Origin of the sequence: Nostoc sp. (assembly GCF_036917515.1) — a bacterium.
Lineage (GTDB): Bacteria > Cyanobacteriota > Cyanobacteriia > Cyanobacteriales > Nostocaceae > Nostoc.
Window position 1 is genome coordinate 1 of record NZ_JBALDE010000240.1, and the last position, 15,348, is coordinate 15,348.

The 15,348-nt window shown below is 39.0% G+C and carries 8 protein-coding genes and 2 pseudogenes; 1 reads left to right on the forward strand and 9 read right to left on the reverse strand.

The window, feature by feature from the left end; genetic code table 11:
- The 7 genes from V7K89_RS31285 to V7K89_RS31315 form a co-directional block, all read right to left on the reverse strand.
- On the reverse strand, positions 1–827 hold an 827-nt coding region (locus V7K89_RS31285), incomplete at its 3' end, for an AMIN domain-containing protein (RefSeq protein WP_335194316.1).
- A 393-nt stretch (positions 828–1,220) separates the two neighbouring features.
- A complete protein-coding gene (locus V7K89_RS31290; RefSeq protein ID WP_335194318.1) occupies positions 1,221–1,859 on the reverse strand; it encodes a 2OG-Fe(II) oxygenase in 639 nt (212 codons plus the stop codon).
- 119 nt (positions 1,860–1,978) lie between these two features.
- Positions 1,979–3,025 carry an iron-siderophore ABC transporter substrate-binding protein gene (locus V7K89_RS31295; protein WP_335194320.1) on the reverse strand — a complete coding sequence of 349 codons (1,047 nt, stop codon included), beginning with the start codon at positions 3,023–3,025 and terminating at the stop codon, positions 1,979–1,981.
- 4 nt (positions 3,026–3,029) lie between these two features.
- Entirely contained in the window at positions 3,030–5,672 is a 2,643-nt protein-coding gene (locus V7K89_RS31300; RefSeq protein WP_335194322.1) for a TonB-dependent siderophore receptor, read from the reverse strand.
- A gap of 236 nt (positions 5,673–5,908) precedes the next feature.
- Positions 5,909–6,883 carry an AraC family transcriptional regulator gene (locus tag V7K89_RS31305; RefSeq protein WP_335194324.1) on the reverse strand — a complete coding sequence of 325 codons (975 nt, stop codon included), beginning with the start codon at positions 6,881–6,883 and terminating at the stop codon, positions 5,909–5,911.
- Positions 6,884–7,171: 288 nt separating this feature from the next.
- Positions 7,172–7,462 (reverse strand): hypothetical protein, encoded by a 291-nt coding sequence (locus tag V7K89_RS31310; RefSeq protein WP_335194325.1) that lies wholly within the window; start codon positions 7,460–7,462, stop codon positions 7,172–7,174.
- Positions 7,463–7,508: 46 nt separating this feature from the next.
- Positions 7,509–8,309 (reverse strand): ABC transporter ATP-binding protein, encoded by an 801-nt coding sequence (locus tag V7K89_RS31315; RefSeq protein ID WP_335194327.1) that lies wholly within the window; start codon positions 8,307–8,309, stop codon positions 7,509–7,511.
- A 673-nt stretch (positions 8,310–8,982) separates the two neighbouring features.
- On the opposite strand from V7K89_RS31315, the pseudogene V7K89_RS31320 reads away from it, so the two are divergent.
- Positions 8,983–11,640, forward strand: a pseudogene (locus tag V7K89_RS31320) (TonB-dependent siderophore receptor).
- 255 nt (positions 11,641–11,895) lie between these two features.
- Here the strand turns inward: V7K89_RS31320 and V7K89_RS31325 are convergent.
- Together V7K89_RS31325 and V7K89_RS31330 are read right to left on the reverse strand one after the other, a co-directional pair.
- Positions 11,896–13,387, reverse strand: a pseudogene (locus tag V7K89_RS31325) (ISLre2 family transposase).
- 874 nt (positions 13,388–14,261) lie between these two features.
- Positions 14,262–15,176 carry an extracellular solute-binding protein gene (locus V7K89_RS31330; protein ID WP_335194329.1) on the reverse strand — a complete coding sequence of 305 codons (915 nt, stop codon included), beginning with the start codon at positions 15,174–15,176 and terminating at the stop codon, positions 14,262–14,264.
- Positions 15,177–15,348: the final 172 nt, after the last annotated feature.

Consider the following 15,348-nt stretch of genomic DNA (forward strand, 5'->3'; position numbering starts at 1 on the left):
GAAAAATTATTTTGGACAACGCCAGCATTTGAGAGTATCCCAATTAAGTTACGCGGTTGTTGGTCTTCGATAACCTGCTGAGGAATCACCTGAACTGAAGCGGGAATATCACGCAATGGTGTATCTGTTTTCGTTGCAGTAGTAGCATCTGGTACCCGATAATTTGTATCTGGTGGAGCAGTCACATTTAACTCAATGGGCTTTTCTGGCTCTGTTGTAGATGGTTTTTGTGATGGCGTTGTTGTTGGCTGTTGAGCAGTAGAAGTACTAGGGGTGACTCCAAAAACTAAACCTTCTTTTGTACTATCAAATAACTGCACAGCAGGCGCACTCATTTCCCCAGTCACCGTTACCCGCAAGGTGTTCGCATTTACATTTGCAACTGTAATTAATGCAATTCCAGCTACTGGATTTGATTGTCTAAAATCCCCACTTCTTAGTTGCAATTTGGCGTTAGGGATATCTGCAATATAGGAATTACCTTCAGTTTTCGGTAAAAATTGTAGCTTTAGAGAATTAGCTGTGACTAAAATTAACTCTATCCCTTTATCAGTAGAGTTAACCTTTACATCCGTAACTAATACTACATCTGTATTTGCTTGACTAAGTTCGGGAAATTTATTTTGTCTGGGTACTCTCCATAAATATGAAGCATTAGTTTTAGGAAGCTGTAACTGATTCAATGTTTGAATTTCTTGAAAGACATCACCTGAGCGTACTAAAGTTTTTTTGACTAACGGTTGTTCAGAATATGCTGGATTGGCTAAAGTTAGAGAAACGAAAGATATTAACCAGCAAACAGCAGGATGAGGTAGTCTGATAAACATTTTTACACACCACTTAGTGAATACTAGGTCTTGAAATTGAGAATATAGAACCTACCGTTCAAATAGTAAGCAAGAAAAACTAGGGTTATCGGATAACTAATAACCTTTGGTTTTTATCTATACTTCTGTCCGACAAAGACCTGTTCCCATAGACAATTTCTATCGGACATTTGCGGTGTGACGGTATGATGCAAATATATTACCAACAATAGATGTTATTTACCAATAAGATTGGTAATAGAATCCTGACAAGGAGCGTCATTATAAATAAAAGTGCTGAAGCGCCGTAGCAGGGCGTTGAGCCGCGTGCTGAGTAAAAATACTAGTACCTAGTCTCTCTTTGATGCTTAACAGTGAAAGTTGTTTCATTGGGATTGCCTTCTGAATTAGGCTTTAAGTGTTGTTCTTAGAGGCAAAAAACTCCTCTCGTTTGAGAAAGGCAACCTTTAAGATTCGCCGAGATTGAGGTGAATTTGATGTGACTGGAGTAACACAGTGCCAAGAGTTATCTGACTTCACTAAAATAACTGAAGTGTTAAGTTGCGGTGGAATTTCTTGATATAGTGATTCTATACTTTCATCTTTCAAAATGCGTAAACAGCCTCCCCAGCTAGTATCCCAATCTTGATTAAAATAGAATAATTGCACCATGCGAATAGCATCACCATCAGGATGAGGAGGAAAGCTACTTTCTGGGTCATAGCAGAAAAAATATATATACATTAAATCATTCATTAAGTCCAAGCCCGTTAGACTTGTAAGAGCAAGTCGGTAAGCACTTGTACATAAATCGTTAATTAGTTCTTGCCAGAGAGTATTTAGCTTGTATGGCTTAATAGTATCTTTAGTCTCATCTACAATTGGTAGGACTAGAAAGTTTTTGGATTTATCACCTACTCGCTCGAAGCCTGATTGAGGATAACTTTTAGCTAACTCTAAACTGTCTTCAAAAGAAAAGAGATTTGACAAAAAAGCCCAGTGATAAGGAGTTTCTTGGGCGATCGCTGTTGTAATAGAGTTAAAATTAAGCATAATGTACTTTGTTTGTAGTAGATATTTGAATTATTAATAACTTTGAAGTTATAGCAATCCTATCTGATTGTGAAAAGTTGCTTTGTTTAGACTCCCGACTTATCAAATAAGTCAGGGATCTAATTTTTCACGAATGATTTAGGACTGCTGTAGTTGAGTAAATATTTAAAAAGGTCGTCAAGCACGTGATTGGCTGCTATTGGGCCATTACCTACCCAATGAACTTTTACCGGATAAACTTTACCTTGTTGCACTGACTTCAACTTTGACCATAAAGGCATAGTTTGTAATTCTTTGAAAGCCTTATGGTATTCTTCTACATCACTATTTGAAAACCAAAAGTGAGATGGAGAAACAAAAATAATACTATTATCAACTAAATCCAAGCGTTCCCAAGAAATTGAGTAAATCCCACTTTTTTGTAACTTATTTAATTGACTAGGAGTAGGTTTTAGAGTTAAACCAGCCTCCTCTATAATTCCTCCAGAAAAACTATTTTCCTCCCAACTGAAAATCCGACAATTTCCGTTATAAAGACCAACAACCAAAACTGGAGTATCAGACAAGCGATGTCTACCAATAAGCGGCTTTGCATCCAACCTGGCATTAGCTCTAAATTTCTGTAAACGAGAATGGTAGTTAGATATTACCTTTTGAGCCTCCTCGGTTTTGTTAAGTGCATTAGCCACCTGCATAAAGTGGTCTTTCCAATCTCGAACGTTTTTTACTTCAATAAGTACTGTGGGTGCGATGTGTGACAATAATGGGTAGATGTCCTTTTGTTGTTCAGCTACACCTAAAATCAAATCAGGTTTTATGGCTAGAATCTTTTCGAGATTATTTGGTAAAAAACCTACATCTACAACATTTTGACGCTGCTCATTTGTAGGCTGTATTAAAGATATCTTGAGTGGCGCTCCAATTGGTTTGACTCCAACTGCTAGAGCGTCTGTCCACATAAAACCATGCAGAACAACGACTCGTTGAGGATAAATTGGAACCTTGGTTTCACCTAAAGGATGTTTGATTATGCGGATAGCGGTGTTTGCAGTAGTAGAGGAATTATTCTGACCAATTTTAGCTTGTTGTTGAATTGAATAGTTACAAGCTGATAGTAATAAAAATAACAATAACCCAACCAAAGTTAATTGCAAGATATGACGCACTTTCTTAAAACTCCCAACCCACAGTTAATTGTGCTTCAAACGGCGCACTGGGAAAAACCCGATTGCGATTGAAAGCTGAAACATAGTAATTGGTGTCAAATAGATTTTGCAGGTTGAGTTGTACGCGTAAATTGTTACGTCGATAGTAAAGCGCAGCATCAGTGCGAACATAAGAAGGTAAAGTAAAGGTATTTGCCAAATCTCCAAAGCGATCGCCTACATAAAACACACCCAAACCAAAACCCAATCCTTGCAGAGAACCTTGACCAATTGTGTAAGTTGTCCACAAAGAAGCACTGTGTTCAGGAATGGTGTTGAGGAAATTCCCAACTCTAAAAGTGTTGTCACTGGTTACACGAGCATCAATATAGTTGTAGGTAGCAATGATGTTCCATCCTGGCGTGAGTTCTCCCTGCACAGTCAGTTCAACGCCTCGACTTCTTTGCTCACCAGTTTGAACCTGGAAGTCAGAATTGTTGGGGTTGGGGTCTGTTGTCGTAATGTTAGTCCTGGTCAAATCATACAAAGCTAAAGTTGCGGATAGCTTATCATTAAGCCAATCAGTTTTTACTCCCACTTCATACTGAGTGCCACGACTAGGTATAAAGGGATTACCCTGTGCATCAGTGCCAGTAACTTGATCGAAGGAGCGAGTATAGCTAGCGTAAAGCGAAATGTTTTTGTTAGGTTCATATACTATGCCTAAGCGTGGACTAAAAGCATTATCAGTGTTATTAGTTCTCTCTCCACTGATGCGCTCGAAAGAGTTGGTATGTAGCCAGTCAAAACGTCCCCCTAGAACTAGCTTCAGGTTATCAATCAGGGAAATTTGGTCTTGAAAATAAAGCCCTTGAGCGTCACTCAATGTTTTGGTTTGGAAGCTACTCCTAAGCCCACCTAAAGGCGTACCGTACACGGGATTATATGCATCTATCGGGCTACGTGCATAACTGCTACCACGAGAGTCAAAATCCTGCCAGAACAAATCAAAACCGACCAATAGTTTATGCGCCACACTACCAGTTTGAAATTGACCCACAACAAATGTATCCAGAATATTGTTACTCTCAATGGTATTGATAAAGCTACTAATGCGGTTTACTCTGCGATTATCGGCTTGTAAACCGATAGGAATAATCGCATCTTCTTCTGCTATCACCCGTTGACCAAACTGGAAAGCATTGCGTAAGCTCCAATTATCATTAAAGTGATGCTCAAAATTATAGGCAATTCGGCTCGTCTGACGACTTTCATTCCCTGTTGAAGGTTCTGCAAGGTTTCTGTTGCGTGAAATTTTACCGTTAGGGTTTGGTAAAACAGTTCCTACCCCCGGCAAACCTGTTATTTCAGCATCGCTATTGGGTTTTTCGTCGTCCTGATACTCCCCTCCCACTGTTAGGCTAGTTTTCTCATCAACTCGCCAAGTGAGTTCTGGTGCTACAAAATAACGCTCTTGGGTCACATAATCGACGAAGCTATCCGCATTTAAATATGAGGCATTCAAGCGATATAATACAGTCTTTTCTGTGTTTAAAGGCCCAGAAAAGTCAACCGAGGGTTGGTAAGAGCCAAAACTACCTACACGCATTTGAGCAAAATAATAAGGTTCACTCAGAGGTTGTTTAGTTACTCGGTTGACAATACCGCCAGGAAAGCCTTGACCATAAAGTACAGAAGCAGGCCCTCTAGTTACCTCAATTCGCTCTGTGTTAGAAATGTCAACAGGATAATTTGAAATTATCTCCCTTAAACCGTTGCGATAATTATTAGTAAACAGCGTTGAAAAGCCTCGGATTGTATAAGTATCAAACAGCCGAGATGAAAAGCGGTCAGTTCCAATGCCAATTACTCGGAGTGTATCAGCTATGCCATTGCCACCAACATCATCTATAACTGCCCTTGGAATGACTTGAACTGAGGCGGGAATATCCCGCAGTGGCGTATCAGTTTTAGTTGCTGAACTTGTGTTAGGAACTTTGTAACTTCCTTCAGGTGGAGCTGTTACCTCTAACTCTATCGGTGGTTGCTGGACATTCGCAGGTAGTTTTTGCTCTGGCGTTGGTGCAGGTTGCTGCGCTGTCGTTGGCGTAGCCTCTCGTAGAGAAGTAGCACTTGTGACTCCAAACACCAAACCCTCAGTCTGACTATCAAACAACTTTACTACTGGTGCTGCTGTTTCCCCGGTCACTGTCACGCGCAGAGTATTAGTATCTACATTAGCTACTGTAATTAGTGCAATTCCGGCCACTGGCTTTTGTTTTTGGAAACTCTGACCATTGGCTAATTGCAACTTGGCATTAGGGATATCTACAATATAGGAATTGCCCTCGATTTTCGGTGAAATTGACAACTCAACAGAGTTAGCCGTAACTAAAATTAATTCTATCCCTTTATCTGTGGTGTTTACTTGAACATTCGTGATTGACACCACATCTCTAGTTGCTTGACTAAGTTGGGGAACTCGATTTTTCTCTCTGGGTGTCCTCAGCAAATATATAGCACTGGTTTTGACAGATTGCAATTGGGCTAATGAGCGAATGTCACTCTTAACTTCAAACGGTTGTTTAGAATAAGCCGGATTAGCTATAGTAACTGAGAGAATTGGTATTAACCAGCAAATAGCAGCAAATGGTAGCTTAACTAACATTTTTAAAGACTCCAACCAAGACACTACACTAAAATCTGTTCAAAGGGTATTAGGCAAAGATTGAGCATCTGCCAAATTTTTCAATTTCGTTACCTAATCCTTAATCTCCAGTACTCTTCACTAATGAAGTTGGTAAAAACCTGCGTTAATACCAACCCTGTAATTTTAGAAGAATACAATTTTTACAATGGTCGCGTCTTATTCGAGCCGGACTTTTTTTATTCCAAACGGACTTTTTATCTGTGACAAGACTTGGGACTGATGCCAAATTTCTTACGAAAGGCATTGCTAAATGAGGGTAAGCTAGCATAACCTACCTTCTGTGCCACTTCTGTGATATTCATGTGACCTTGGATGAGCAAATTGTGTGCCAGTTCCATACGATAATTGTGCAGATAGCCAAATACCGTAGTCCCAAAAACAAAACGGAAGCCAAGTTTTAGTTTGCGATCGTTTAACCCCACTTGCCGTGCTAGTTGTATGAGAGAGGGTGGATTATCATGATTTTTTAATAAAATTTCCTTAGCATGATAAACGCAGTCAATTTCTGATGGTCTGAGTGCATGAACCTCTAGAAAACCTTGGTAAATTTGCGTTTCTTGTTCTATCACTAATGCTGTTAATTCCCAAACCTTGCTTTCAAGGTACACTCGCTTAGTCACACCTTGGTAAGGACATTGAAGAATTTGCTGTAGTGCTACTTGCATCATTGGAGTTTGAGTAGCATAGCGTTCATAAGTTAATTGATCTGAACGTTTAACAAGATGCTGTAATTCTTTCGGTAGTTTTCCAGATGTATCTCCTGCAAAAAAGCGAAACATCTCTGGTTCTATATGAATAACTATTTCTATTGTTCGCATTAACTCCTCTTCTAAACCAGCACACTCACAGGCCATTCCACTGCTACTTAAGAAGTATTCTCCAGTCTGGTATAGAATGTTTTTAGATGGAGAGTGCATCAGAATACAGAATCTAAATTCTAACAAATGCTCTCGCTCTGGACATTCCATAATTACTGACTTTTCTTGCTGATAATTATAGATGTCTAGAAATATGTAATCTCGTAACTTAATATGTTGGTGATAACCTTGTGCCAGTAAGGTTGGATATTTAAAGGTAATGTCAAACTCATTTGAACCAACATTTCCCTGGATTTGCTCTCCTTCATATAAGAGTTTCCAATAATCTTTTTGAGGAAAAACTAGTATCATCGTAATAGTAATTTAACAAGATGTGTTCAAAGATTTTAAAATAAAATACGATTATTAAAAATTATCAACAATATATAAAATATTCTACTTTTATCCAAATAAACGTGCAGTAGCTTTTCGTCAGATATAGCTCTTTACTTGGTATTAGCTGAAGTTTATTGGGGTAACGGTTGCTGCTGGCGATCGCATTTAGTATTCTTTTGCTAGAACAGGAAAAGCAAATACAAACAAAATGTAGAGATTTTCTCTTGATTCACTCCTGACCTTCACACACCTTACTCTTGAATTCTATTTAGATAAAGGAATTAAACGTGGATACAAATGCGAGCGGCTCCCTTGAGAGTCGATATTTATAAACAGCACAAACTCTACAATTGGATCGTAAGTTTGTAGCAATTGCTTGAGATATTCGGTGTTAGGTTCAACATTAAAATTAAAGCAATCTGTTGCAGGAGAATACTTACCCGAATCATGTTTATCTACTTCCCAAACCCAATACACAAAACCACGCCCGTGTTTAGCATAACCTTCTGTTGCAAGCTGTGATAATTTACAAGGCATAGGTAATTGATTAAACATATAGTTTACTTTTTAATTAAAAATTTCTTATTCAGAAAACTAATAATTAGTATCTTTTTTGTCGTCCTAAAGGAAGGCACCAAGGTGTACCCGTAACTGGATCTGGTACAATTCGACAGGCTAATCCAAATACCTCCTGCACCATTTCTTCTGTTATCACATTCGCAGGATTTCCAGAAGCCATAACAATACCGTCACGCAAAGCTACTAGATGATGAGCATAACGACATGCTTGATTTAGGTCATGCAACACCATGACAATTGTTCGCCCCTCAAGTTGATTTAAATCCCTTAGTAATTCCAGCACCTCCACTTGATGAGCTAAATCTAAGAAAGTAGTCGGTTCATCTAATAACAAAATCTGTGTATCTTGTGCCAAAGTCATGGCTATCCAAGCACGTTGTTTCTGTCCACCAGAAAGTGTATCTACGGCTGTGTCAGCTAAAAAGTTGAGGTCTGTAATCGTTAACGCTTTGCGAACTTGGCTCTCATCTTCAGCAGTCCAAGATTGCAGCCAACTTTTTTGATATGGATAGCGACCTTGTGCTACTAAATCTCGCACAGTCAATCCTTCTGGCGAGACTGGCCCTTGAGGAAGAATGCCGAGTTGCTGTGCAACTAAAGTGGTTGGCTGTCGAAAGATATCAGCGCCATTAAGGTATACAGTACCAACCTGGGGTTTGAGTAATCTAGCCAAACCCCGTAGTATAGTAGATTTACCGCAACCGTTGGGGCCAATTAAAACAGTAATTTCTCCAGTAGGAATCTGCAAGTTCAGACCAGCTATAATCGGTTTGCCGTCGTAAGCCAGTCCCAGGTGTTGGGTTTTAAGGGCTATGTTCTCCATTAGGGATTTGAGTTCGCAAGGATAAGTACATAAGTTTGCTTTGTTTGGAACTTGGATTGTTTCTGAATTTAACTATAGAGCGATCGCATCCCAAGACTTTCCCTCAAACAGAGCATAGACTGTAAGAGCTTGTCGTAGACATTGCCTTTCAAGATAGAGATATAAATTGTATTGTGATAATATTACCAACAATACTGGTTAATTAATCTTGCACTTGGTAAAGATACTCTGACATAAGACTTGGTACAAAAAAACAACACTTTCCCAGGCGATCTTAATTAAAAACGGCTCCAGTATTCAATTTGAGTAACCCAATAATGAGTTACTCGCGTCAGAACAGCAACCCAAAGAATATCTTTTTAAGATTTATATCAAAAATTTATTTATGGTTATACTTATTAAGTTGGTAATATTTAGATTAGGTTAAACAATGTACAGTTGTGTAACAACTCCAGTTCCAAAAGCAGAATTTTGGGGTGAGATTAGACCTCTTACATAAATGCTTAAATTGTCATATTAAGCGGAGCGATACATCTAGTGAGATTCTTCTCTCCACTGCGTTTCGTACCCTGCGGGAACGCTGCGCGAACAGAATGACATACCTGATTTTGGGACTTTTGCAAGAGGTCTATTGAGAGTAGTGGCAAGTGAAGATGTAGGTGTAGGGGTGGAAATGGTGTTAAGGCAAATATTAAAGATTCTTTTGGCTACAAGTTGTGTTTGGTTGTGGGTTGCAATTAGTGCAGCTGCTGAAGTGTCCTCTCAAGAAGTACAAAATAAAACTGCGTTCGCAAAAGTACTAGGCAATTCTAGAACGATTAGAGAGATTCCTCTCCTTAGTGAAATAGAACGTCCTACCAGCAGTACTCAACATATAGTACAGTCACCAACACCAACCAACTCCCTCCAGAATCAAGGTGAAGTAGTGCAGGTGACAGGAGTAAAAGCTAATCCCACTCCCCAAGGTGTGGAAATAATTTTACAAACTCTTCAAGGGCAACAGTTGCAACTATTAAATCGCACTGCTGGCAATAGCTTTATTATTGACGTTCCCAACGCACAATTGCGTTTACCTAGTGGCGATGCATACACATTCCGCTCAGAGAAACCAATTACGGGTCTTCGTGAAATAACAGTCACTAACTTTGATGCCAAGACTATCCGAGTTACGGTAACGGGTGAAGCGGGTGTACCAATTGTCAAGTTGTATGACAGTGCCAACGAAGGTCTGATCTTCAGTGTAGCTAGTACTGCACAAACGCAACAGGAACAGCAACCTCAAACACAACAACCACTACAGCAGCCAGGGTTGCAGACACAACCAACTCAACCATCAGCTAGCGGTAATGAACCGATTGAGTTAGTGGTAACAGGCGAGCAGGATGGATACCGTGTACCAAATGCCTCTACTGCCACCAAAACCGATACACCCCTGCGTGACATTCCCGCCTCAATTCAAATAGTGCCCCGACAGGTGTTACAAGACCAAAAAGTAGTGCGGTTACAGGATGCAGTGCAAAACGTCAGCGGCGTGACACAAGCAGGCAACTATGGGGGTACAGGAGCTGCTCGCTATGTCATTCGTGGTTTTGAGCAGGATGGAAATTTTAGAAATGGATTCCGCGATGCCGATTTCTTCACATTATCAGAAATAGCAAACTTGGAACGGGTTGAGGTACTCAAGGGCCCTGCCTCAGTGCTTTTCGGTCAAGCTGAGCCAGGTGGGATTATCAACCTTGTCACAAAGCAACCGCTGAGTGAACCTTATTACGCTGCTGACTTCACTGCCGGAAGCTACAGTTTTTATCGTCCCACATTCGATATCTCTGGTCCACTGAATGCAGACAAAACTCTGTTATATCGCTTGAATGTTGCTTATCAAAACTCTGGGAGTTTTCGTGACTTTGTTGACACCGAACGTATCTTCATCGCGCCATCTCTAACCTGGAAAATCGGTACCAACACAACATTAAACCTTGATTTTGAGTATTTAAATAATAATACCCAATTCGATCGGGGCATCGTTGCTATTGGTAACAGACCTGCCCCAATTCCGATTAGTCGGTTCTTAGGGGTTCCAGGAGAAAATGATTCAAAAACCACAGCTTACAGAGCTGGCTATAGATTAGAACATCAGTTTAGTAAAAATTGGCAGCTTCGCAATGCCCTTTCCATTACTATAAACAAGGTAAATGATTTCCGCGCAGAACAAGGGGACTTGATCGACGATCGGTTTTTGGATAGGAATTTTACAAATGGTAAATTTGAAACTGACACCTACAGTCTCCAAACTGAGGTCATAGGAAAGTTTGCAACCGGGTCAATTATCCACCAACCGCTTTTGGGAATAGAGCTAAACCGAAACGAAAATCCGCTGATTTTTAGCAGAGGTATTTTGTCACCTATCGATATTTTTAGTCCGGTGAATAACAGCGTTATCCCTACCAATCCTTTAACAACTTTTGTTAATAGACAAATTCGCACTGATAGATTAGGAATTTACCTGCAAGATCAGATTACCCTACTGGATAATTTGAAGCTGCTAGTCGGAGGGCGTTTCGATTTTACCGAGTAGAAAAATGACAATTTACTTGCCTCAACTAGCATCAGTCAATCTGACCAAGCCTTTAGCCCTCGGGTTGGTCTTGTCTACCAGCCGATACCAGCAATTTCTCTCTACGCTAGCTACAGCAGTTCTTTTGTTCCTAACATTGGTACTTCAGTCAATGGTTCTACATTTGATCCTGCCCAAGGTACACAATACGAGGTGGGTGTTAAAGCCGATTTGAGTAACCGACTGTCTGCAACCCTGGCTGCTTACCAAATTACAAAAACTAACGTCCAGACCACCGATCCCAACAATCCAGATTTTTCCATTCTGACCGGGGAGCAACGTAGTCGGGGCGTTGAGCTAGATATCGCTGGCGAAATCCTGACCGGTTGGAAAATTATTGCCTCTTACGCTTATACCGATGCCCAAATCACCAAAGACAATGACTATCCAGTTGGGAATTTGTTGGAAAGCGTTGCTAAGAATACTGCCAGCCTATGGACAACCTATGAAATCCAACAGGGAAGTTTGCAAGGTTTGGGATTTGGATTGGGACTGTATTATGTGGGCGATAGACAGGGCGATTTGGATAACAGTTTTGTGTTGCCCAGCTACTTCCGCACGGATGCAGCACTTTATTACAAACGCAATAATTGGAAGGCTGCAATCAATATCAAGAATCTTTTTGATGAAAAATATTACGAAAGTAGCCAGGGAAGAGATACTATCTATCCTGGTGCGCCGTTAACGGTGTTGGGCACAATTTCGTGGGAGTTTTAGTGTCGGGAGCAACGCGATTTTGTGAAGTCGGATCAAAAACAAGCGATCGCTAAAAATGAGATTTAAGTTAATGGTGATTTTATTTACAAAATAAGTACTGCTTTAAACAAGAAATCATCTTGATGAGGTATCTCAAAAAGATTGCTAGCAAGTCATTTGACGATTATTTCCAAAAATCTCTGCAACAAATCTTTGATACTTGGTATCAATTATGGCATAAAATAAATTAAAGGGAGAATTAAAGTATAAAATTTATCAAGCAGTTTGGGGTTTGATAAAAGAATTGAAGATAGAATCACAAAAATTATCCCAACTTTTAGCTATCCATTGACAACGCAGATGTAACATAATTTCTGCATTATTTTGTAACCAAAATTTACTGTTTCCTTTCATGCGTAAATTAACAACTTGACGAATTAAACTTTCAACTGCGCCACTTCCGAGAGGTAATTTTCGAGCCACAACTTCGTTATATTTTAAAAGCCTCCTTCTATACGCTTTTAAAATATAATTTCGCTCTCTTACCATAATTTTACAGCGCTCTCCTGTTGCCTCGGAGATAAATTCACCCATATTTCTCATTAAATCTAGTGCCTGACCTTTTTTTAAAATATTTCGAGATTTTTTAAACCATGATTGACGCTCATTTTCTGTACTAAAAGCAGCATCAGCAAAATCTTGTAAATGTGATGCTGCGTGATAAAAGTCTAATAATTGATAAGTTTCAAGTGGGCATTTTAATTTTTTCAGTAAAGGAGGAATATGTATCCATATCCACTCTGCACCATCAGCAATCAATAACACCTGTTTGGCTTCACTTATACCCAAATTTACCAAATACATTTCTAAAATTTTGAGGAATTCTTTATAACCGGAATACGTGCCATCATTAGTAATAGGTATTACCGATGTCCTAATTTTTTTACCTTGTTCATTTACTACATAAATTGTTAGTAACTTTGGCTCCATCCATTCACTGACAAAGCCATGACGGTTTGTTTTGTTACTGCGTCTACCTTTTTTATTGAACCTAATTTTAGTTCTTCCACCATCTACAGCGATCACAACTCGTTGGTCTTTGAGAACATTACTGTTAGATAAGTGACCCATCTCTAGATTTAATATTTTTGATCGGCGTAGATTAATACCAATTTCACCAAAAAGGTAAGTCAGGCGCTCGATTCGTTTTAAACTAACATTTATTCCCCAATCCATTAGCGTCGAACGTGCTGCATCAAAAGAACTGGCTATCGCACCACCTAACAGCAATTGTTGACCAGACTAAAGGGCTAATACCTTCTGACATCCCTAGCCATTTTAAAAACGGACAAAATCCTTGATTTGAGGTTTTTATTTTTGGCTCATTGATCAGAGTATTATCAGATTCTTTACTTATGGGATTCCGTTCAAGTACATAAGGTAAAGTTAAAGTTACTTCGACGTTTCCAATTGTTACTATTTTTCGCTTTTTAGAGCCATGCTTTTGTGTATTTAAATTTTTCCATCCCTGTGTTTGACTAACAGAATAGTTCAAAGTTTTTGGGGATGTGGAAAGATTATATAATAAAATAGCTATACATTGACCTGCTAAAATCATTGCCTGTTCTCTAATTTCTTCTTCTCGTTCTCTCAGCTTTTTTCCATTCCACTCTGTAAGATTTGTAAATTCTAAAAGTTTTGTGATCTGTGAGTGAAAACTTTTAACTGACTTGTTTAAATCAAGAGTTGCACTTATATTTTTTGCCATAAAAGGTAAACGTTAAAACCCTGGAAAAATTACTTAACCGGAATCCTAGCTTGTTTTTGACCCTCATAAATTTTTGCACACATTACCACACTTAAAATTTATTGGTAAATTATGTATTAATACGAGCATTAATGTAATAAATATTTTTAATACTGAAGAAAGTTGTTAGCGATCGCTGGTTTTTGATCCTACCTCACCAAATCGCGTTGCTCCCTTAGTAATACTTGTCCTTATAGGGAGATTTTTGCAATGGTTTATAAGCGTTTATCTCAACTACCTTCTCTTGGTTAATAATCACCTAATTTCATATATAAGTAATAGCTGTTCCAGATTTTTAATAGCTGATTTTTAGGGTTATTTTACTTGATTTTATCCCATGAATTGGCTTGTCAATTTTTATTAATAAAAAATTGTTATTTCAGTATTTATCAAGTTTAATGTATTTTATGTATCTTTAATCTCTCGGGTTTTACTTTGAGTTATCCACGCTCTAGACGTATTTTGATGATGTATCAATTAAATTATCCTAAATCTGGCTAATCTAAGTGTTTTTTCCTCACTTGCGATAAATCCGGGACTCGGACTTGTTAATACTGCATCCATCAATTAAAATACTGCATCTTTGGCCTTCCCCAAACAATCGTAGATAGCTTGGCGGAATTTTTCTAGTTGTGTCAGGATCATCACGTCAATGATTTATGGATTACTTTCATTGACTTTACGGCAGTCAGTGTTACTGCTAGACTGCTTTTCTCTAGCCTTTTAGTCCAAAGTCCAGATTTTTATATACTGGCAGATTACCGTTACTGGAGCTTTTTTTAACTTGACAAACATCCTCTAAAAATCACCTTTTTATACAATAATTTTGTGGTTCTCAGATTTTGGGAGAGTTTAAGAGTTGTTCTGGAACAGCTGATAGATCGCCCTCAAACTGAAGCGGTATTATTGATAAGCCGTCTTCAAGCAATAGTTGACGTCCGTTATCTCCAAGCAAGTATTGGACGAATTCCACTGCTCCTGCATAGTTGTTAACTTTTGTTGGAATAGTCAAACTGTAAAGGATAGGTTCACCAGTAATTGTCTGTCCTTGAGCATCCTGGTAATCAGCTTGTTGATAAAAGTCCGAATGGCTAGGTGAACCCAAATTAATTTCTCCTGGCAGGCTGATATAAGGTAAATCCACATCCAAAACTTCATTCAGGTAAAAGAACCCAGCATCCAGGCTGCCATCTTTCAAGTCTGCAACTAAATCCACTTCTGGAAATATCTGAGTCTGATTTGTGTCCGAACCAAGGATTGTGTGTTTGATGTCAGATTGGTTGTAATAAAGTGAAGCTAGTTGCATGACCAAAATCGCATACACCCCTTTCGGGTCAAGGGTAGGATCTGTCCTGCCCAGTCGCACTCCTGGCTGCTGAAGTACTTGATACCAAGGAATAGTACCAGCCGCTGCGGTATGAAATTGATTAAGGAATTGACTTATCGGGCTATAGCCGATTACCATTGATGTGGAGGCAAAAACTAAGCTCCACTTCACTTCGTTGCCGTTAGCTGCTCCTTCAAGTCGTTCGTAAGCTTTAGTCGAAGCACTAATAAAGACATCTGGCTGAATAATCTTATCCCTAATTGCATTAGCCAGTACAGTTGAACCTGCTGCTTTACCTTGGTATTTATAGCCAGTTACTTTCTCAAAATCTGGAGCTAGCTTATTTTCTATTAAATTGACTAGTGAGCCAGCATAGGCAATACTGACTGTTTGAGTTGTCTTGTCAGAACTTTGTGCAATCATAGAAACCCTGTTTGATTGATGTGTTTATAAATATTGTCAATTATCAAGTGCGTAAGAATTATTAACAAATTCTCTTAATACCAATTCTTTATGAAGCTGCGCTAAATAAAGCTTCAAGAATAAAGTCGTAAGAGGTGAGAGAAACAATCACCTCTGGTGTAATATTTTCTAG